We start from the raw sequence: 16,165 nt of genomic DNA on the forward strand, positions 1-16,165 counted from the left end.
CCTCAGATGTTCAGTTCTTGCGGCTGCTGGGCGGCGTGGGGGTGCTCGGTGCCGGCATAAACCTTGAGCTTGGCGTGCATGGCACGACCCAGCGGACCTTTCGGGAGCATGCCCTTGACCGCGAACTCGATGACCCGCTCCGGAGCGTAATCGATCATCTGCTCGAAATTCATGGAACGCAGACCACCCGGGTAGCCGGTGTGGCGATAGTAGTTCTTGGCAGTGGTCTTGTTGCCGGTGACCTTCACCTTCTCGGCATTGATCACGACGATGTAATCGCCGGTATCGACATGCGGGGTGTATTCCGGCTTGTGCTTGCCGCGCAGACGGCGAGCAATTTCAGTGGCCAGGCGACCAAGCGTCTTGTCCGCGGCGTCGACGACGTACCAGTCGCGTTCGACGGACTGCGGTTTGGCAGTGAACGTCTTCATGGGTGAATCACCAAATTGATGCGTTGGGCCCTACCGGCACGCCGGTGGAGGACCATCCCTATTTTTCTTGGTTGTCGCCTGCCCCATCGAGCCGAACGACAACTTTCGAGCGAGCGCGCATTCTACACGACACGCCACCGGCATGGCAACGCCGATGCGGAAGCCGGAAGCCGGAAGCCGGAAGCCGGAAGCCGGAAGCCGGGAGCTGGAAGCTGGAAGCTGGAAGCTGGAAGCTGGAAGCTGGAAGCTGGAAGCTGGAAGGCAGCATGCCCCCTACGGCCTGGGGTCAAGGTTTTCACTTCCCGCTTCAAGCTCCCGGCCCGGCTCCGCCGGGCCGGGTCAGGGCTTGTGCGGCAGTGCCAGGTAATCGTGGGACTGCATTTCCTGGAGCCGCGACAAGGTACGCTGAAACTCGAATTCCAGCTTGCCGTTGCCATACAACTGCTCCGCCGGCGCCTCGGCGGACATCAGCAGCTTGACGCCACGGTCATAGAACTCATCGACCATGTTGATGAAGCGCCGCGCCAGGTCATCGGTGGCGCCATCCATGCAGGTGACGTTGGACACCAGCACGCTGTGGTACTCGCGCGCCAGCTCGATGTAATCGTTCTGACTGCGCGGGCCATCGCACAGCTCGGCGAACTCGAACCACACCACGTCCTCGTGCAGCCGGCGCGTCTGCAGCATTCGATGATTGACCTCGACGGCGACATCCTGCTCGCCCTCGCCACCGACCAGCGACCGGAAGCTACGTTCCAGTTCGGTCTCGGCCTGCTCGTCCAGCGGCGAGTGGAATATCTCAGCCTGCTCCAGGGCACGTAGCCGATAATCGACGCCCGAATCCACATTGACGACCTCGCAGTGGCGCTCCAGCAGGTCGATCGCCGGCAGGAAACGGGCACGCTGCAGGCCGTCCTTGTAGAGGTCGGCAGGCACGATATTGGACGTTGCCACCAGCACCACATCCCGGGCGAACAAGGCCTCGAGCAGGTTGGCCAGGATCATGGCGTCGGTGATGTCCTTGACGAAGAACTCGTCGAAGCAGATGACCCGTGCCTCGTCGGCGAACTTGTCGGCCACCAGCGTCAAGGGATTGCGCTGCCCCTTGTAATGCTCGAGCTCATTGTGCACTCGCTGCATGAAGCGGTGGAAATGGGTGCGAATCTTCTCGGGAAAGGGCAGGGATTCGAAGAAGGCATCCACCAGATAGGTCTTGCCGCGCCCCACGCCGCCCCAGAAGTAGAGACCGGAGATCGTCGGCATGTCGGGCTCTTCCGGCATATCGCGCTTGCCGAACCAGCCCGACATGCGCGCCTTCAGGCCCTTGGCAGCGGACGCCGGGGCGCTGGAGCGGGCACGAGGCGTCGTCAGCAGTTCATCGAAGAGGCGTTGCAGATGCTCGACGGCCTGCTCCTGGGCCGGGTCGTACTGAAAGTCATCGCGCTCGAGATCGGCGCGATAGCGCGCCAGCGGCGAACCCGCTCGCGGCGCTTCAAGCGTTCTGTCGCTATCGCTCATGGGCATTCCTGGCGATCCACCCTGGCATGACATCGAAAGATCGGCATTATACGCGTCGTGGACGAGCTTGGCACCGTCGCCGAGGGTCGTTGACCCCGGCGCTGGCCCAGGCTCTATAATGGAGCGCCGTGCGGCTTCACCGCGAGAAGCCGCCGTCAGGCCGTACGACAGCTCAGGGAGAAGGAAGTGGAACAAGGCAATATCAATTGGGTGCTGGCCATCGCTTGCGTGCTGGCCGGCGTAGGCATTGGCGCCCTGGGCTATCACCTGCTCAATGGCGGCGCCAGAAGTGCACAGAAACTGCGACAGCGACTCGCCGAGCGCGATCGAGAGCTCAGCGAGCTGCGTACAGGACTGGGCGAACATTTCGACCGCGCGAACGGATTGCTCGATGCCCTCCTCGCCAATGGGCAGAGCCTGCAACGAGAAATGCAGGACAGCGCTGCCCAGCTCGACTCACCACAGCCACGCCAGCCCGACTTCGGCCAGGCCGACGAGACGCATGGCGACGTCAACGCCCCCCGCGACTATGCCGATGGCAACCGTGGCACCCTCTCCGAGGACTTCGGCCTGAAGGCCGGTGACGAGGCTCCCGCCCAGCCGCCACGCTACTGACATGACGACGAGCTCGCCCCGTCCGGGCCGGGGCGAGCGCCAGGCGTCCTCTGAAAACCACCTGCGCTCGCCGGCCTCCTGGGCAGCCCCTCATATCGCATCAGGCCGGATTATCGATATCCACGAAACGATGATCGACGCCGAAGCGCTCGACCAGCCACTCGCCGAGTGCCTGGACGCCGTAACGCTCGGTGGCATGGTGCCCCGCCGCCAGATAGTGAATGCCCATCTCGCGCGCCAGATGGGTGGTCCGCTCGGAGATTTCACCGGAAATGAAGGCGTCGGCACCGGCCTCGGCGGCCTGGACGATCATGTCCTGGGCCCCACCGGTGCACCAGGCAACGCGGCGCACCTCACCGCCCTCCGCTGACTCGACCAGCAGCGGGGAACGCGCCAGACGCTCGCCGACATGCTCGGCCAGATGACGCGGTGTCATCGGCTCGGACGGCGTACCATGCCATATCAACCCTTCGCCAAGCGCCCCGTCGACGCATCCCGCGACACCAAAGCCCAGGCGCTCGGCCAGGGCCGCGTTGTTGCCCAGGGTGGCATGGGCGTCCAGGGGCAGGTGATAGGCAAGCAGGTTGATATCGTGACGCATCAGGGTGGCCAGGCGTCGCCGCTTCATGCCGACGATATTGACCGGCTCGTTCTTCCAGAAATAGCCATGATGCACCAGCACCAGATCGGCCTCCCAGGCGACCGCCTCGTCGAGCAATGCCTGGCAGGCCGTGACCCCGCTCATGACTCGGCAGACCCGCTCCCGGCCGCTCACCTGCAGGCCGTTGACGGTATAATCCTTGAAACGTGCGGGGGCCAGTTGCTGATCGCAGGCCGCCACCAGCTCATCGCATGTCGTCATGAACCCTCCGGGCGTGGTACGGGATGAAATGTTACAATCGGCACATTGTAACCACCGCTCATTCCCCCCGCGACCACGCAGAAGGAACCTCGCCGCATGCGACGCGCCCTCCCCTATCTCTGGCCTGCCCTGATCGGTGTGCTGGCGGCCATCGTACTGCTCAATGCCTTTCCGCAACTACTGGGGCGCCAGGATAGCGATGACGGGTCCGGCACGGTCCTCCAGACTCGTCAGGATGAAAACACCACGGCCAGCGCCGATCGCCCGGCCCCGGAGATTCGCCAGGCGGCTCCGATGTCCCGCGACACAGGGCCGGTGAGCTATGCCGAGGCGGTCGAGCGAGCCGCTCCCGCGGTGGTCAACATCTACTCGTCGCGGGTGGTCGAACGCGATTCCCACCCCTTGATGTCGGACCCCTTCTTCCGCCAATTCTTCGGCGACGATGCCCCCAGCCGCCAACGCATGCTCTCGAGCCTGGGCTCCGGCGTCATCGTCAGTGAAGCGGGGTATGTACTCACCAATCACCACGTGATCAACGGCGCCGACCAGATCCAGGTGGCCCTGCGCGACGGTCGCGAGACCCTGGCCGACGTCGTGGGTACCGACCCCGAAAGTGACCTGGCGGTACTGCGTATCGACCTCGAAGACCCACCGGTGATCGAGCTCACCGACTCCCAGGACGTCGCCGTGGGCGACGTGTCACTGGCGATCGGCAACCCGTTCGGGGTCGGACAGACCGTCACCATGGGCATCATCAGTGCAACCGGTCGCAGCCATCTGGGACTCAGCGCCTACGAAGACTTCATCCAGACCGACGCGGCCATCAATCCCGGCAATTCCGGGGGCGCCCTGATCAACCCGGAAGGCGCTCTGGTCGGCATCAACACCGCCATTTTCTCGCGCTCGGGCGGCTCCCAGGGCATCGGCTTCGCCATCCCCGCCAACCTGGCGCGCAACATTCTCGAGGAACTGGTCACCAAGGGGCGCGTGGTACGCGGCTGGCTGGGTATCGAAGCTCAGGAACTCGACGCCGAGCTGGCGGCTTCCTTCGGTCTCGAGGCCCCCAGCGGCGTGGTCATCGCCGGTGTCGTACCGAACGGCCCGGCGGCCCAGGCCGGACTGCAGCCCGGCGACGTGCTGCTCGAGGTCGATGGCGAGCCGATTCTCGATCCACGCCAGACCATGAGCGACATCGCCGCTGTGGCACCGGGTACCGAACTGCCAGTGACGATCGTGCGCGGCGGCGAGACCCGGCAGGTTACCCTCGAAGTCGCCGAGCGACCCACACCGAGCCGCCCTTTTCCCTCCGAGCCTCAGGATTCCCCCAGCTCTCGGTCACCAGACGACCAATGACAGACGCCCCGCGGCGCGGGGCGTCAAAGGGGGCGGGCAGCTACTGCTCTCGTGCCGGACCCGACATCAATCCCGAATGCGGTACTCGGCACTACGCGCATGGGCGGTCAACGACTCGCCCCGCGCCAGCACCGAGGCGGTCGGGCCCAGGCTGGAGGCGCCTTTCGCCGAGCACTGAATCAGGGACGAGCGCTTCTGAAAGTCGTAGACCCCCAGTGGTGACGAGAACCGCGCCGTACCGGACGTCGGCAGCACATGGTTGGGGCCGGCGCAGTAATCTCCGAGGGCCTCGGCGGTATGCCGGCCCATGAAGATGGCGCCGGCATGCCGCACCTCGGGCAACCAGGCCTCGGGCGTCGCCACCGAGAGTTCCAGGTGCTCGGGAGCAATGCGATTGATCAGGGCCAGCGCCTCGTCGCGATCCCGGCACTGGATCAAGGCACCACGCGCACCCAGCGAAGCACGCACGATCTCCTCGCGTTCCAGGGTCGGCAACTGACGCGCCATGGACGCGGCCACCGTGTCCAGATGCGCCGCATCCCAGCTCACCAGGATGGCCTGGGCATCCTCGTCGTGCTCAGCCTGGGAGAAGAGGTCCATGGCCAGCCAGTCGGGATCGGTCTCCCCGTCGGAGACCACCATGATCTCCGACGGACCGGCGATCATGTCGATGCCGACCCGCCCGAACACCGCCCGCTTGGCGGTGGCCACATAGATGTTGCCGGGCCCGACGATCTTGTCCACCCGCGGCACGGTCTCGGTACCGTAGGCCAGCGCCGCCACCGCCTGAGCGCCACCGATGGTGAACACATGATCGACCCCGGCCAGATGGGCGGCGGCCAGCACCAGATCGTTGAGCACGCCATCCGGTGTCGGCACCACCATGACGATCTCACCGACCCCGGCGACATGGGCCGGGAGGGCGTTCATCAGCACCGAGGAGGGATAGGCCGCCTTCCCGCCGGGCACGTAGATGCCGGCACGATCCAGCGGTGTCACCTGCTGACCCAGCACGGTGCCATCTTCCTCGGTGTACTGCCAGGACTCCGGCTTCTGGCGCTCGTGGTAACGGCGGACGCGCTCGGCGGCATCGGCCAGCGCCTGACGCTGTATCGAGGGCAGATTGTCGTAGGCCTGACGCAGCCGCTCGGGCCCCAGCGTCAATTCCGTCATGTCCTCGACAGACAATCGGTCGAAGCGGTTGCTGTATTCTACCAGGGCGGCATCGCCACGCTGTTTCACCGCCGCCAGGATGTCATCGACGCGTTGTTGAACCTCGGCGTCGGAGACGCCCTCCCAGGCCAGCAGGGCATCGAGGCGCGCCTCGAAATCGGCATCCGTGGTGGTCAGACGGGCAATGTCCAGACCACCGGCAGGGGATTCGCTCATGACGGTTCCGTCCTCTCGCAACGGTTGACAGGTGGGAGGGCTCAGGCGGACGCCTGTTCACGGCGATGCGCGACCGCCTCCTGCAGACGTTGTATCAGTGGCTTGAGCCGCTCGTGCTTCATGGTCATGGCCGCCTTGTTGACCACCAGACGCGTGCTGATCGACGCGATCAATTCGCGCGGCTCCATGCCGTTGGCGCGCAGGGTATTGCCGGTATCGACGATATCGACGATCTCGTCGGCCAGGTTCATCAACGGCGCCAGTTCCATGGCACCGTATAGCTTGATGACCTCGGCCTGGATCCCCTGCTCCGCGTAATAGCGACGGGCCACCTCGATGAACTTGGTCGCCACACGGCGCCGGGCCTGTGCCGGCTCTGCGCCGGTGACGCCAGCCGTCATCAGCTTGCAGCGGGCGATTTCCAGATCCAGCGGCTCATAGAGCCCTTCGGCGCCATGTTCCAGCAGTACATCCTTGCCGGCCACGCCGACATCGGCCGCACCGAGCTGCACATAGGTCGGCACATCGGTGGCACGGATCACCACTATCTTGACGTCCGGCAGATTGGTGTCGAACAGCAGCTTGCGACTGGCCGACAGATCCTCGGCCGGCGTGATGCCGGCATCGGCCAGCAGCGGCAGCGTCTCGTCGAGAATGCGGCCCTTGGAAAGGGCCAGAATCAATTGCTTGCTCATGGTATTGCCCGTTGTCGGCTTCAGCCCGGCACGCGTCGAATCTTCGCACCCAGCAGTTGCAGCTTCTCCTCGATGCACTCGTAGCCGCGATCGATATGATAGATACGGTCCACCAGGGTCTCGCCGACCGCCATCATCGCCGCCACCACCAGCGAAGCCGAGGCACGCAGATCCGTGGCCATCACTGGCGCACCGGACAGGCTCTCGACCCCCGTGATCACGGCAGTATTGCCCTCCAGCGCAATGTCGGCGCCCATCCGATTGAGCTCCTGGACATGCATGAAGCGGTTCTCGAAGATCGTCTCGACGACCCGCGCGGTCCCCTCGGCCACCGCGTTCAGCGCCACGAACTGAGCCTGCATGTCGGTGGGAAAGGCCGGATAGGGAGCGGTACGCACACTGACCGCCCTGGGACGCTGGCCATGCATGTCCAGCGCGATCCAGTCATCACCGGCGGTTACCGTGGCACCGGCCTCTTCCAGCTTGGCCAGGACCGCCTCGAGAAGATCGGCACGGGTGTTGCGCACCCGAACCCGTCCACGCGACAGCGCCGCCGCGACCAGGAAGGTGCCCGTCTCGATACGGTCGGGCATGACATCGTGGGCCGCTCCATGCAGACGCTCGACCCCCTCGATGACGATGGTATCGGAGCCATGCCCGCGAATGTCGGCCCCCATCTTGATCAGGCACTCGGCCAGATCGACCACCTCGGGCTCGCGAGCGGCGTTCTCGAGCACCGTGGTGCCCTCGGCCAGGGTCGCGGCCATCAGCAGGTTCTCGGTGCCGGTAACCGTCACGGTGTCGAAGAAGATGGTCGCCCCCTTCAGGCGTCCATCGACCCGGGCCCGAATGTAGCCGCTCTCGACCCGGATGTCGGCCCCCATGGCCTCGAGTCCCCGAATATGCAGGTCGACGGGGCGCGACCCGATGGCACAGCCACCGGGCAGCGACACATCGGCCTGGCCGAAATGCGACAGCAGGGGCCCCAGCACCAGGATGGAAGCGCGCATCTTCTTGACCAGCTCATAGGGCGCATGACAGTCATGTACCTGGGAACCGTCGAGCTGGATACTCATGCGCTCGCCCATTACCGGTTGCACGCCCATGTGGCCGAGGAGCTCCAGGGTCGTGGTGATATCCTGCAGGTGCGGCAGGTTTCCGATGGTCACCGGCTCCTCGGCCAACAGCGTCGCGCAGAGTATCGGCAAGGCAGCGTTCTTGGCGCCACTCGCCCAGACCTCGCCATCGACGGGGCCGTTACCGGTAATGATCAGCTTGTCCATGTGGGTCGACCGTCAGGCCCCTTTTCTTGGGCGGCATCAGTTCTCGGCGGCATCTTGCCACTGTGCCGGTGTATAGGTACGGATGGTGATCGCGTGCAGCGCACCGGAGGCGATTTCCTCCGACAGGGCGCCATAGATCAGTTGCTGACGCTTGACTCGCGACAGCCCCTCGAAGACCTCGCCCACGGCGACCACCTGAAAGTCACAGCCCTCGCCCTGGATATGAAATTCGCAATCGTCGAGTCGGCTCTCGAGCAGCGCCTTGACCTCACTGGGATGCATCGGACCCTCACTTGTCTGTTAGTTCGACATCGAACCGTTCGTGCTGAACGACTCGATGATCAGCAGCAGGCAGAGTCGACATGGTAAAGAAAAGCGTGGCGCTTGGCGATGGCGGTCGAGGCCAGGCTCAGCGACCGGCCTCGACCGGCGCGACGATGGGCAGCAGGCTGTTCAGATCGGCGACCTCGGTCAATCGCGCCAGAGGGGCCGAAAGCCGTACGTCGCCGACGTCGAGCCCCGTCCGATGTGCCTGGCGCAACCATTCGAGCAGCACGCTGACAGCCGCGCTGCTGACACGATCGACGCCTTTCAGGTCGAAGGCCACCCGCCCCCCTCGACTACGGCCCTCGAGCCAGTGACGGCCGGCCTCGGCCAGGGCCGCGGCCCCGTCGAAATCGACGCTGCCGACCACCGTCAGGACGTCGTCGCCGGCCTCGAGGCGATTGGCCCCATCCTCGAGCAGGACACTCACTCACCCTCCTCCAGGTGCTCCACGTCCAACTCCGGCGCCCAGCCATCGATCACCGCATCATAGTCGCGATTCTGCGCGCGCATGGCCTGGTCGAACTGGTTGCGGAAGGTCAGGCCGAGATTGATGCCATTGACGATCACGTTGACGACCTTCCACTGGCCGTCATCGAGACGCATCGTGTAGCTGACCGGGAAGACGGTGCCATCGACCCCGACGACTTCCATGGACACGTTGGCCTGATCGTCGTAGCGCGATGCCTGCTGCGACTGCGGCACGCGGATCTCGCGATAATCGAAGGTGACCAGGCCCTTGGCGTAGGTATCGATCAGGGTCTGGCGAAAGGTCTCGACGAAGCGCGAACGCTGCTGGGGCGTCGCATTGCCAAAATAGCGCCCCATCACGCTGGCACCGATATAGCGAAAATCGGCCACATCGGCAAGATTGTCCTCGACGACCGCCTCGAGTTCGTCGGTGTGTCGGGAGAAATAGTCCCTGCGCCCCTCGATCTGGGACATCAGTGCCTCGACGCTGTCGCGTATCAGTGCTTCGGGATGCTCGACATCCTGAGCCTGAGCCGGCAGCGCCGCCGTCAGCATGATGAGAAGCAGCAGGCCGGCGTTCAGCCGGGCCAACGGGGAAGTTGAAATCATCATCGTCACTCCTTGGCCATGTTGGACACGAACTGCTGGATGAGCTCCTCCAGCACCAGGGCGGACTGGGTGTCGCGAATGCGATCGCCCTCGCCCAGGGTCTCGGGGGCACCGCCCACCGAGAGTCCGATGTATTGCTCACCCAGAAGCCCTGACGTCAGGATCGCGGCCGTGCTGTCCTCGGGGAGCGTATCCTCGAGACTGCCATCGAGCTCCATGATCACATGGGCATCGTACCAATCGGTATCCAGCTCGATGCTTTGCACTCGGCCCACGGTGACACCGGCCATGGTGATTCGAGCACGCGGCTTCAGACCACCGATATTGGCGAAATTGGCTTCCAGCTCGAAGCTGCTTTCGGGGCGCTCGAGGCTGAGACCGCTGACTCTCAGGCCGAGAAATACCAACCCGAGAATACCGGCCAGCATGAACAGCCCGACTCCCAGCTCCATCGTCTTGCTACGCTTCATTGCGTGTCTCCGAACATCAGGACAGCCCTCCGAACATTACCGCGGTCAGCACGAAATCCAGCCCCAGCACCGCCAGGGACGCATACACCACGGTGCGCGTCGTGGCCCGAGAAATCCCCTCCGAGGTCGGCACCAGGGCATACCCCTGATACACCGCGATCCAGGTCACCACCAGGGCGAAGACCAGACTCTTGAGCAGGCCATTGCCCACATCCGCGATGAAATCGACGCTGGCCTGCATGTTGCCCCAGTAGGATCCCTCGAAGACGCCGAGCCACTGTACCCCTACCAGCTGGCCACCCCAGACGCCGACCACACCAAACCCGATGGTCAGCAGCGGCAACGCCACGAACCCGGCCCAGAGACGCGGCGCCACCACGCGGCGCAACGGATCGACACCGATCATCTCCATGCTGGTGAGCTGCTCGGTGGCCTTCATCAGGCCGATCTCGGCGGTCAATGCCGAGCCCGCACGACCGGCGAACAGCAAGGCCGCGACCACCGGCGCCAGCTCGCGCAGCAACGACAGGGCCACCATCTGCCCCAGGGCGTCCTCGGCACCGAAATCGACCAGGATGGTATAGCCCTGGAGCGCCAGCACCATGCCAATGAACAACCCCGAGACCAGCACGATGGCCAGCGACATCACGCCGACGAAATGCACTTGCCTCAACCACAGACGAAAGCCTTCGGCGGAGGGGACGCCGAACATCGACTGGACGAGGAAAATACCGGCATCCCCGAGACTCTCCAGGGTCTCGCATCCCCAGCGCCCCAGTCGCACGATGCGTTCGATCATCGCGGTCCTCCCGCGCCCAGCAGGTCGGCATGGAAATCGCGAGCCGGGTAATGAAACGGCACCGGCCCGTCGGCTTCGCCATGGACGAACTGTCTCACCCGAGGGTCACGATCCACATCGAGTTCGTCCGGCGCCCCCCTGGCCATGACCCGGCCATCGGCGATCACATAGACATAATCGGCGATCGACAGTGTCTCCTTGATATCGTGGGAGACCACCACGGCGGTCAGCCCAAGAGCCTCATTGAGCCGGCGGATCAACTGCACCAGCACCCCCATGGAAATCGGATCCTGACCGACGAAGGGCTCGTCATAGAGGACCAGTTCAGGGTCCAGGGCAATGGCTCGCGCCAGGGCCACTCGGCGCGCCATGCCACCGGACAGCTCGGCGGGCGTCAGTTCGCGGGCGCCGCGCAACCCGACGGCCTGCAGTTTCAGCAAGACCAGATCACGAATCATCGACTCGGGAAGATCGGTATGCACGCGCAGCGGGAAAGCCACATTTTCGTACACGTCGAGATCAGAGAACAGGGCACCGCTCTGGAACAACATGCCCATGCGCCGACGCAACTTGAACAGCGCCTTGCGCGACAGCGCATGCACGTCCTCGCCGGCGATACGCACACGCCCGGCATCCGGCACGAGCTGACCCCCGATCAGTTTGAGCAGGGTCGTCTTGCCGGTACCACTAGGGCCCATGATGGCGGTGATCCGCCCACGCGGTATCGCCATGTCGACGCCGCGGAAGATCGCCGTCTCGCCGCGGGAATAATGCAGGCCCTCCACTTCAACGAAAGGGGAGTCGGTCATCCGTTCGCTTTCCCAACCAGAATTATCGAACATCGTATCCTAACCAGGTCTCGGCGCGCCAGCACAGCAGCCACCAGCTTGCGCCAGCATGATGCAGCATGTTCAATAGGCCACCTTTTCCGCCACGGATAGCTTGCCAGTGATGCTGATTCCCGTCCTCCTCGTGATTCTCGGCCTCGGCGGCCTGCTATGGAGCGCCGACCGTTTCGTCGGCGCTGCCGCCGCCACCGCCTGCCGCGCCGGCATGAGCACCATGCTGGTCGGCATGACCATCGTCTCGATCGGCACCTCGGCGCCCGAGATCGTCGTCTCGGTCATGGCCTCACTGGATGACGCGCCCAACCTGGCCATCGGCAACGCCCTGGGCTCGAACATCGCCAACATCGGCCTGGTACTGGGTATCACCGCCCTGGTCGTGCCTGTCCCCGTACGCTTCTCCATCGTACGCAAGGAACTGCCGCTGCTGCTCGGCGCCACGGGGCTGGCCGGCTATGCTCTGGCCAACGGCCAGCTCGATCGCCTCGATGGCCTGCTGCTGGTACTCCTGCTGATCTTCAGCCTGTGGTGGCTGTTTCGCGCCGATACACCGGGGGCAGCGGATACCGACGCCGAGATCCCCGACATGTCCCTGCTGCACGCCCTGGCCTGGCTCGCCCTGACCCTGATCGTGATGGTGGCGAGTTCTCGCGCCCTGGTCTGGGGGGCCAGTGAACTGGCCCGCGCCTTCGGTATCAGCGAGCTCGTGATCGGCCTGACCATCGTCGCCATCGGCACCAGCCTGCCCGAGCTCGCCGCCTGCGTGGCCAGTGCCCTGAAGCGCCATCACGACCTGGCCATCGGCAATGTCATCGGCTCGAACCTGTTCAACATGCTCGCCGTGCTTCCCCTGCCCGCATTGATGCGCCCGGGCGCCACCGATCCCGCGGCGGCTGGACGCGACTACCCGGTGATGCTGCTGCTGACCCTGGCACTGGGCATGCTGCTACTATGGCAGCGTCACGGACACATCAAGCGCCTGCCGGGCGCCCTGCTGGCGCTGGTCTATCTCGCCTACCTGATCTGGCTGGGCAGCAACCAGGCCATCACCTGACCCTTGAGTGAAACCCAATGACGGGCAACAATCTCTGCCATGACTGACGCTACCTCTCCCTCCGCCCTGCTGCGTGCCAGCGCCACCCGCACCCTGACGCTGGAACAGCAGGCCATCGGCGCCTTGATCGAGCATCTCGACGATGACTTCGAGCGTGCCTGCGAGCTCATTCTGGCCTGCCCGGGTCGGGTCGTGGTCACCGGCATGGGAAAGTCCGGCCACATCGGCGGCAAGATCGCCGCCACCCTGGCCAGCACCGGCACGCCGGCCTTCTTCGTCCATCCCGGCGAAGCCAGCCACGGCGATCTCGGCATGATCACGCCGGGCGATGTGGTCCTGGCGCTGTCGCACTCGGGAGAGACCGCCGAAGTCACTGCCCTGCTGCCGCTGCTCAAGCGACTGGGAACGCCGTTGATCAGCATGACGGGGCGCCCCGGCTCCACTCTGGGGCGTCATGCCGAGGCCCACCTCTACGCCGGCGTCGAGCGTGAAGCCTGCCCGCTCGACCTGGCCCCCACCTCCTCGACCACCGCCGCGCTCGCACTCGGCGACGCCCTGGCCGTGGCCCTGCTCGAGACGCGGGGGTTCACCGCCGAGGATTTCGCCCTTTCACATCCCGGCGGCAGCCTTGGCAAGCGATTGCTGCTGCGGGTCTCGGACCTCATGCACCAGGGCTCCCGACTGCCCAGGGTGGCCTCCGGCAGCCCGCTGCGCGATGCCTTGCTGGAGATCACCCGCCAGGGACTGGGCTTCACCTGTGTCGTCGACCCCGACGACGTCCTGGTCGGCGTCTACACCGATGGCGACCTGCGGCGTACCCTCGACCAGCATGCCGATCTGACCGACCTCAAGGTCGATGACGTCATGACCGCACCGGGCAAGCGCATCTCGCCCGACATCCTGGCCGCCGAAGCCGTGCGCATCATGGAAGACAATCGCATCACCGCACTGGCCGTCGTGGACACCGACGGCCATCCGGTCGGCGCCCTGCACATGCACGACCTGCTGGCCAGCGGCGTGATCTGAACCCAAGGAGTTGCCATGCGCCACGATGATGCCCCCTCGTCCCTCCCTCAGTTGCTTGACCGCCTGCAGCAGGTACGCCTGCTGGCACTGGATGTAGACGGCGTGCTCACCGACGGACGACTCTACTTCCAGGCCGACGGCGACGAGATCAAGACCTTTCACACCCTGGACGGCCACGGCATCAAGCTGGTGCAAGGCGCCGGCATCGAGGTGGCGCTGATCACGGGCCGCGACTCGCCGATGGTCAGCCGCCGCGCCGCTGCGCTCGGCATCTCCCATCTCCATCAGGGCATCTCGCGCAAGCTTCCCGTGCTGCAACAACTCTGCGCGCGACTCGAGATCGAGCTCGACCAGGTCGCCTACTGCGGCGACGACATGCCCGACCTGGCGGCCATCCACCAGGCCGGCGTCGGCATCAGCGTGCCCGGCGCACCATGCTATATCCGCCGGCACGCCGACTGGGTCACCGATCGGGCCGGCGGGCACGGCGCGGTTCGCGAGATCTGCGACGCCCTGCTGCAGGCCCAGGGGCAATGGGACGCCGTGCTCGACACCTATCTGAACGATCGGGCCTGATCCCATGCGTCTAGCGCGCCCCGGTTTTCGCACCTGGCTGCTGTTGCTCCTACTGATTCTGGGCGGCGGCCTGGCCCTGCTCGATTCGCGCGAAACCGATGCCCCCGGTCCGGTGCCGCAGGATGCCGCCGGCGAACCGGACTACTATCTGGAAGATGTCGAGGCGACACGTTTCGATGCCGAGGGCCGCCCCCATCAGCACCTCGTCACGCCTCGCCTGGTGCACACGCCCATCGACGACGTCACGCGCCTGGAACGTCCCGTTGTCAGACTCCGCGACGATGATGGCCGGCGCTGGTTCGCCCGAGCCGAACAGGGCCGCCTGGAAACCGGCGGCAACCCCCTGGTGCTCAACGATGACGTTCACCTCGAAGCGCCCGAGGAGCGCTGGCACCTGACCACTCGGACACTGCACTACGATGCCGACACCGGCCATGCCTGGAGCGAGACGCCGGCCACCCTCAGCCAGCCCCCTCAATCGTTGCGAGGCGACCACTTCGACGCCTGGCTTCATGACAATCGCGCTCGACTGACCGACAATGTCCGCGGCCATCATCCGCCGGCAACCGACGAGGACCCCGAGCCATGACGCGACAGTCCCTCGCCCCCCTGCTGGGCCTGACACTGACCATGCTGACGCTTGCTGCCCCCCCGGCACTGGCGCTGGAAGGCGACGCCAGCGCGCCGATTCAGGTCGAAGCCGACCGACTGGATCTCGACGACCGTGCCGGCACCGCCGTCTATCAGGGCGACGTCAGCATCCAGCAAGGCAGCATGCGCCTGACCGGTGCACGGGTGGAAATCCGCCGCAACGACGACGGCCAGTTGAGCCAGGCCATCGCCACCGGCGAGCGTGCCTACATCGAACAGAAACCCGCCCCCGACGAACCGCTGGTGCGCGGCTGGGGGCAACGCATCGTCTACCATGTGGCCGAGCGTCGCATGGAGCTCGTCGATCAAGCCGAACTCCACCAGGGTGGTGACACCTTCGACGGGGGCTATCTGGAGTATTTCCTCGACCGTCGCGTGGTCCAGGCGCGCTCCTCCGCCGAGGGCGTCGAGGGCAATCAGCGGGTACGCATGACCCTGGAACCCGAGCAGCAGGACTCTCAATGAAGACGCTCCATGCCCGTCATCTGGCCAAGAGCTACAAGCGCCGCCGCGTGGTCCACGACATCAGCCTGGAGATCGGCCAGGGACATATCATCGGCCTGCTTGGCCCCAATGGGGCCGGCAAGACCACCTCCTTCTACATGATCGTGGGCCTGGTCCGCGCCGATGCAGGACAGGTCGCCATCGACGATCGAGACCTGTCCGACGCCGCCATGCACGAGCGCGCCCACGCCGGCATCGGCTACCTGCCCCAGGAAGCCTCGATCTTTCGCAAGTTGAGCGTGGCCGACAACATCATGGCCATCCTCGAGACGCGCAAGGACCTCGATCGTGCCGGCCGCCGAGCCCGTCTCGAATCGCTGCTGGAAGACTTCCACGTCACCCACATCCGTGACAACGCCGGCATGACCCTGTCCGGTGGCGAACGACGTCGAGTGGAAATCGCACGCGCCCTGGCGACCGAGCCCGACTTCATCCTGCTGGACGAACCCTTCGCGGGCGTGGACCCGATTTCGGTCGGCGAGATCAAGGACATCATCCGCCAGCTCAAGGCGCGCGGGATCGGCGTACTGATCACCGATCACAACGTCCGCGAGACGCTCGACATCTGCGACGGCGCCTACATCGTCGGCGACGGCCAGATCATCGCCGAGGGCAACGCCGAGGCAATCCTCGCCAACCAGCGGGTACGCGACGTCTATCTGGGCCAGGACTTCCGGCTCTGAGCCGCTT

At 65.2% G+C, this 16,165-nt stretch carries 20 protein-coding genes; 8 read left to right on the forward strand and 12 right to left on the reverse strand.

What is annotated here, in order from left to right; genetic code table 11:
• Nucleotides 1–2: 2 nt before the first annotated feature.
• Both rplM and zapE read right to left on the reverse strand, forming a co-directional pair.
• The gene (gene rplM / locus LU493_RS06985; protein ID WP_275287071.1) at nucleotides 3–431 is read right to left on the reverse strand and encodes a 50S ribosomal protein L13; all 429 of its coding nucleotides are present in this window, start codon (nucleotides 429–431) and stop codon (nucleotides 3–5) included.
• 339 nt (nucleotides 432–770) lie between these two features.
• A complete protein-coding gene (gene zapE, locus LU493_RS06990) occupies nucleotides 771–1,949 on the reverse strand; it encodes a cell division protein ZapE (protein WP_428994534.1) in 1,179 nt (392 codons plus the stop codon).
• Between the two features lie 186 nt (nucleotides 1,950–2,135).
• Here zapE and LU493_RS06995 point away from each other — a divergent pair, with 186 nt between their 5' ends.
• Nucleotides 2,136–2,564, forward strand: coding sequence for a YhcB family protein (locus tag LU493_RS06995; RefSeq protein ID WP_275287073.1), 429 nt, complete (start codon nucleotides 2,136–2,138; stop codon nucleotides 2,562–2,564).
• A gap of 100 nt (nucleotides 2,565–2,664) precedes the next feature.
• Here the strand turns inward: LU493_RS06995 and LU493_RS07000 are convergent, their stop codons facing one another.
• Nucleotides 2,665–3,426, reverse strand: a complete 762-nt coding sequence (locus LU493_RS07000) for a Nif3-like dinuclear metal center hexameric protein (RefSeq protein WP_275287074.1) — start codon at nucleotides 3,424–3,426, stop codon at nucleotides 2,665–2,667.
• A 96-nt stretch (nucleotides 3,427–3,522) separates the two neighbouring features.
• Here LU493_RS07000 and LU493_RS07005 point away from each other — a divergent pair, with 96 nt between their 5' ends.
• The gene (locus LU493_RS07005; protein ID WP_275287075.1) at nucleotides 3,523–4,779 is read left to right on the forward strand and encodes a Do family serine endopeptidase; all 1,257 of its coding nucleotides are present in this window, start codon (nucleotides 3,523–3,525) and stop codon (nucleotides 4,777–4,779) included.
• Between the two features lie 66 nt (nucleotides 4,780–4,845).
• On the opposite strand, the gene hisD is transcribed toward LU493_RS07005, so the two are convergent.
• The 9 genes from hisD to LU493_RS07050 form a co-directional block, all read right to left on the reverse strand.
• Nucleotides 4,846–6,168 (reverse strand): histidinol dehydrogenase, encoded by a 1,323-nt coding sequence (gene hisD / locus LU493_RS07010; RefSeq protein WP_275287076.1) that lies wholly within the window; start codon nucleotides 6,166–6,168, stop codon nucleotides 4,846–4,848.
• Nucleotides 6,169–6,209: 41 nt separating this feature from the next.
• On the reverse strand, nucleotides 6,210–6,863 hold the full coding sequence (gene hisG / locus LU493_RS07015; protein ID WP_275287077.1) for an ATP phosphoribosyltransferase: 654 nt from the start codon (nucleotides 6,861–6,863) through the stop codon (nucleotides 6,210–6,212).
• A gap of 20 nt (nucleotides 6,864–6,883) precedes the next feature.
• Nucleotides 6,884–8,146: a UDP-N-acetylglucosamine 1-carboxyvinyltransferase gene (gene murA / locus LU493_RS07020; protein ID WP_275287078.1), complete on the reverse strand. Its 1,263-nt coding sequence runs from the start codon at nucleotides 8,144–8,146 to the stop codon at nucleotides 6,884–6,886.
• Nucleotides 8,147–8,182: 36 nt separating this feature from the next.
• The gene (locus tag LU493_RS07025; RefSeq protein WP_275287079.1) at nucleotides 8,183–8,428 is read right to left on the reverse strand and encodes a BolA family protein; all 246 of its coding nucleotides are present in this window, start codon (nucleotides 8,426–8,428) and stop codon (nucleotides 8,183–8,185) included.
• A 127-nt stretch (nucleotides 8,429–8,555) separates the two neighbouring features.
• Nucleotides 8,556–8,900, reverse strand: a complete 345-nt coding sequence (locus LU493_RS07030; RefSeq protein WP_275287080.1) for an STAS domain-containing protein — start codon at nucleotides 8,898–8,900, stop codon at nucleotides 8,556–8,558.
• Nucleotides 8,897–9,553, reverse strand: coding sequence for an MlaC/ttg2D family ABC transporter substrate-binding protein (locus LU493_RS07035; protein WP_275287081.1), 657 nt, complete (start codon nucleotides 9,551–9,553; stop codon nucleotides 8,897–8,899). Before LU493_RS07035 ends, LU493_RS07030 begins: the two co-directional genes overlap by 4 nt.
• 2 nt (nucleotides 9,554–9,555) lie before the next feature.
• Nucleotides 9,556–10,020 carry an outer membrane lipid asymmetry maintenance protein MlaD gene (gene mlaD / locus LU493_RS07040; protein WP_275287082.1) on the reverse strand — a complete coding sequence of 155 codons (465 nt, stop codon included), beginning with the start codon at nucleotides 10,018–10,020 and terminating at the stop codon, nucleotides 9,556–9,558.
• A 16-nt stretch (nucleotides 10,021–10,036) separates the two neighbouring features.
• Entirely contained in the window at nucleotides 10,037–10,819 is a 783-nt protein-coding gene (gene mlaE / locus LU493_RS07045; protein WP_275287083.1) for a lipid asymmetry maintenance ABC transporter permease subunit MlaE, read from the reverse strand.
• A complete protein-coding gene (locus LU493_RS07050) occupies nucleotides 10,816–11,628 on the reverse strand; it encodes an ATP-binding cassette domain-containing protein (protein WP_275287084.1) in 813 nt (270 codons plus the stop codon). Before LU493_RS07050 ends, mlaE begins: the two co-directional genes overlap by 4 nt.
• Nucleotides 11,629–11,770: 142 nt before the next feature.
• Between LU493_RS07050 and LU493_RS07055 the strand changes: the two genes are divergently transcribed.
• From LU493_RS07055 to lptB, 6 genes are read left to right on the forward strand one after another with little or no spacing between them, the layout of a single operon-like run.
• Nucleotides 11,771–12,718, forward strand: coding sequence for a calcium/sodium antiporter (locus LU493_RS07055; protein WP_275287085.1), 948 nt, complete (start codon nucleotides 11,771–11,773; stop codon nucleotides 12,716–12,718).
• 39 nt (nucleotides 12,719–12,757) lie between these two features.
• Entirely contained in the window at nucleotides 12,758–13,744 is a 987-nt protein-coding gene (locus tag LU493_RS07060; RefSeq protein ID WP_275287086.1) for a KpsF/GutQ family sugar-phosphate isomerase, read from the forward strand.
• Nucleotides 13,745–13,759: 15 nt separating this feature from the next.
• Nucleotides 13,760–14,320, forward strand: a complete 561-nt coding sequence (locus LU493_RS07065; protein WP_275287087.1) for a KdsC family phosphatase — start codon at nucleotides 13,760–13,762, stop codon at nucleotides 14,318–14,320.
• A 4-nt stretch (nucleotides 14,321–14,324) separates the two neighbouring features.
• Nucleotides 14,325–14,909, forward strand: coding sequence for an LPS export ABC transporter periplasmic protein LptC (gene lptC / locus LU493_RS07070; protein ID WP_275287088.1), 585 nt, complete (start codon nucleotides 14,325–14,327; stop codon nucleotides 14,907–14,909).
• Nucleotides 14,906–15,436, forward strand: a complete 531-nt coding sequence (lptA, locus tag LU493_RS07075; RefSeq protein ID WP_275287089.1) for a lipopolysaccharide transport periplasmic protein LptA — start codon at nucleotides 14,906–14,908, stop codon at nucleotides 15,434–15,436. Before lptC ends, lptA begins: the two co-directional genes overlap by 4 nt.
• Nucleotides 15,433–16,158 (forward strand): LPS export ABC transporter ATP-binding protein, encoded by a 726-nt coding sequence (gene lptB, locus LU493_RS07080; protein WP_275287090.1) that lies wholly within the window; start codon nucleotides 15,433–15,435, stop codon nucleotides 16,156–16,158. Before lptA ends, lptB begins: the two co-directional genes overlap by 4 nt.
• The last annotated feature ends 7 nt before the right edge of the window (nucleotides 16,159–16,165 follow it).

Source organism: Halomonas elongata, from assembly GCF_029081005.1.
In the GTDB taxonomy this organism is placed as follows: Bacteria; Pseudomonadota; Gammaproteobacteria; order Pseudomonadales; family Halomonadaceae; genus Halomonas; species Halomonas elongata_B.

What these genes read in the sequence shown, in the direction of transcription:
- hisG (WP_275287077.1), bottom strand. Translation starts at nt 6,863, where the DNA reads ATGAGCAAGCAATTGATTCTGGCCCTTTCCAAGGGCCGCATTCTCGAC.
- LU493_RS07005 (WP_275287075.1), top strand. Translation starts at nt 3,523, where the DNA reads ATGCGACGCGCCCTCCCCTATCTCTGGCCTGCCCTGATCGGTGTGCTG.
- mlaE (WP_275287083.1), bottom strand. Translation starts at nt 10,819, where the DNA reads ATGATCGAACGCATCGTGCGACTGGGGCGCTGGGGATGCGAGACCCTG.
- LU493_RS07065 (WP_275287087.1), top strand. Translation starts at nt 13,760, where the DNA reads ATGCGCCACGATGATGCCCCCTCGTCCCTCCCTCAGTTGCTTGACCGC.
- LU493_RS07050 (WP_275287084.1), bottom strand. Translation starts at nt 11,628, where the DNA reads ATGACCGACTCCCCTTTCGTTGAAGTGGAGGGCCTGCATTATTCCCGC.
- lptB (WP_275287090.1), top strand. Translation starts at nt 15,433, where the DNA reads ATGAAGACGCTCCATGCCCGTCATCTGGCCAAGAGCTACAAGCGCCGC.
- LU493_RS07035 (WP_275287081.1), bottom strand. Translation starts at nt 9,553, where the DNA reads ATGATGATTTCAACTTCCCCGTTGGCCCGGCTGAACGCCGGCCTGCTG.
- LU493_RS07000 (WP_275287074.1), bottom strand. Translation starts at nt 3,426, where the DNA reads ATGACGACATGCGATGAGCTGGTGGCGGCCTGCGATCAGCAACTGGCC.
- LU493_RS07060 (WP_275287086.1), top strand. Translation starts at nt 12,758, where the DNA reads ATGACTGACGCTACCTCTCCCTCCGCCCTGCTGCGTGCCAGCGCCACC.
- hisD (WP_275287076.1), bottom strand. Translation starts at nt 6,168, where the DNA reads ATGAGCGAATCCCCTGCCGGTGGTCTGGACATTGCCCGTCTGACCACC.
- rplM (WP_275287071.1), bottom strand. Translation starts at nt 431, where the DNA reads ATGAAGACGTTCACTGCCAAACCGCAGTCCGTCGAACGCGACTGGTAC.
- mlaD (WP_275287082.1), bottom strand. Translation starts at nt 10,020, where the DNA reads ATGAAGCGTAGCAAGACGATGGAGCTGGGAGTCGGGCTGTTCATGCTG.
- LU493_RS07025 (WP_275287079.1), bottom strand. Translation starts at nt 8,428, where the DNA reads ATGCATCCCAGTGAGGTCAAGGCGCTGCTCGAGAGCCGACTCGACGAT.
- LU493_RS07055 (WP_275287085.1), top strand. Translation starts at nt 11,771, where the DNA reads ATGCTGATTCCCGTCCTCCTCGTGATTCTCGGCCTCGGCGGCCTGCTA.
- lptC (WP_275287088.1), top strand. Translation starts at nt 14,325, where the DNA reads ATGCGTCTAGCGCGCCCCGGTTTTCGCACCTGGCTGCTGTTGCTCCTA.
- murA (WP_275287078.1), bottom strand. Translation starts at nt 8,146, where the DNA reads ATGGACAAGCTGATCATTACCGGTAACGGCCCCGTCGATGGCGAGGTC.
- lptA (WP_275287089.1), top strand. Translation starts at nt 14,906, where the DNA reads ATGACGCGACAGTCCCTCGCCCCCCTGCTGGGCCTGACACTGACCATG.
- zapE (WP_428994534.1), bottom strand. Translation starts at nt 1,949, where the DNA reads ATGAGCGATAGCGACAGAACGCTTGAAGCGCCGCGAGCGGGTTCGCCG.